Below are 1,475 nucleotides of genomic sequence, written 5' to 3'. Positions count from 1 at the left end.
AATAAAATTAGGGATTGGCATATCCAATAACCCAGACAAAACCGATGTATAAGTCAACATATCCTGAATCAGACATACAATATCGCAATGAAAATCAATAATATTTTAAGGAATATCTTCATGAAATCAAAAGACACCCTAAAGTGGTTCCCTGCGCAGCTTCCTGAAGTAAGAATTATCCTAGGGGATGCTGTAGTGGAAGTAGCAAAACAGGGAAGACCTATCAATACCAGAACATTGCTTGATTACATTGAAGGAAACATAAAGAAAAAATCATGGCTGGATAACAAAGAATTATTACAAACAGCGATATCAGTTCTTAAAGACAACCAAAATTTAAATGGTAAAATGTAATATAATAAACTTACTTTTTTATCATTTTTCCACTTTAACAACATTTTGCTCCACTTTTCCACGAGCAAACAACTTGAAATCTGGTTAAAATAACACGCAACACTATTCTTCTTCCTTGAGTCCGCCCGGAACTCGAAAAACAAACCGAGTTAAAGCCATTTTTCACAAAATCGATTTTGGGTCTCACCAAAGTTACGGGGTTGCATACGCATTCGTTTATTTTCGAACGTGTACATACAAATATGCACAAAAATAATCAAAATTATTTTCTGAGATGCATTATGATATGAACACCAATTTCGTATAGAGTCTCACTATGTCTCGAATTTTTGCTTACTGTCGGATATCAACGCTGGATCAGACCACCGAAAATCAACGCCGGGAAATCGAAAGTGCAGGTTTTAAAATCAAACCTCAGCAAATAATCGAAGAACACATTAGCGGCTCAGCAGCAACCAGTGAGCGTCCTGGTTTTAACCGGTTGCTTGCTCGCCTGAAATGTGGTGATCAATTGATTGTGACAAAACTGGATCGCCTTGGTTGTAATGCAATGGATATCAGGAAAACAGTGGAACAACTGACCGAAACAGGTATCAGAGTGCATTGCTTAGCATTGGGGGGCATTGACCTGACCAGTCCAACAGGAAAAATGATGATGCACGTAATTTCAGCAGTCGCTGAATTTGAACGAGACCTTTTACTTGAACGCACTCATTCCGGGATAGTAAGAGCCCGCGGCGCAGGGAAACGTTTTGGTCGACCACCTGTGTTAAATGAAGAACAGAAACAGGTGGTATTCGAACGAATTAAGTCAGGTGTAAGTATAAGTGCCATTGCCCGGGAATTCAAAACCTCGCGGCAAACCATTTTAAGAGCCAAAGCAAAACTTCAGACACCTGACATATAAAAAATAATCTCGGTGTGAGATGCTTTACGTCTTCCAAGCCCCCTTCCTTGCCGTAAATGGAAAGATACATCTAATTATAGAATTTATATGTTTTACCCTACGGCAGTGCTGGCCATTCAATATCCTGTGCAGTTGACGTATCAACACGGTTCAGCAACACCCGATACTTTTTCCAGGCTTCCAGCAATGAGGTTTCTTCCTCCGTTGCGATTTC

Annotated in this window: 4 protein-coding genes; 3 read left to right on the top strand and 1 reads right to left on the bottom strand. The window is 39.7% G+C overall.

All coding sequences use genetic code 11. The features are described from left to right. Position 1 precedes the first annotated feature (1 nt). From OQV04_RS25400 to OQV04_RS24585, 3 genes are all read left to right on the top strand, one after another. Positions 2 to 52, top strand: coding sequence for a hypothetical protein (locus tag OQV04_RS25400; RefSeq protein ID WP_432276844.1), 51 nt, complete (start codon positions 2 to 4; stop codon positions 50 to 52). Positions 53 to 120: 68 nt separating this feature from the next. Further along, positions 121 to 354, top strand: coding sequence for a cold shock protein YdfK (ydfK, locus tag OQV04_RS24590; RefSeq protein ID WP_000836768.1), 234 nt, complete (start codon positions 121 to 123; stop codon positions 352 to 354). Positions 355 to 670: 316 nt separating this feature from the next. Continuing rightward, on the top strand, positions 671 to 1,261 hold the full coding sequence (locus tag OQV04_RS24585) for a recombinase family protein (protein WP_000086522.1): 591 nt from the start codon (positions 671 to 673) through the stop codon (positions 1,259 to 1,261). Between the two features lie 97 nt (positions 1,262 to 1,358). On the opposite strand, the gene OQV04_RS24580 is transcribed toward OQV04_RS24585, so the two are convergent. Then, the coding region (locus OQV04_RS24580; RefSeq protein WP_042967941.1) for a tail fiber assembly protein at positions 1,359 to 1,475 on the bottom strand (117 nt) is incomplete at its 5' end.

Origin of the sequence: Escherichia sp. Lx600-2 (assembly GCF_036662595.1) — a bacterium.
GTDB lineage: Bacteria > Pseudomonadota > Gammaproteobacteria > Enterobacterales > Enterobacteriaceae > Escherichia > Escherichia coli.
This window is presented reverse-complemented; position numbering and strand designations above follow the sequence as displayed.

Excerpts from the sequence above, each read along its gene's own strand:
- OQV04_RS24585 (WP_000086522.1), top strand. The coding sequence starts at position 671 with ATGTCTCGAATTTTTGCTTACTGTCGGATATCAACGCTGGATCAGACC.
- ydfK (WP_000836768.1), top strand. The coding sequence starts at position 121 with ATGAAATCAAAAGACACCCTAAAGTGGTTCCCTGCGCAGCTTCCTGAA.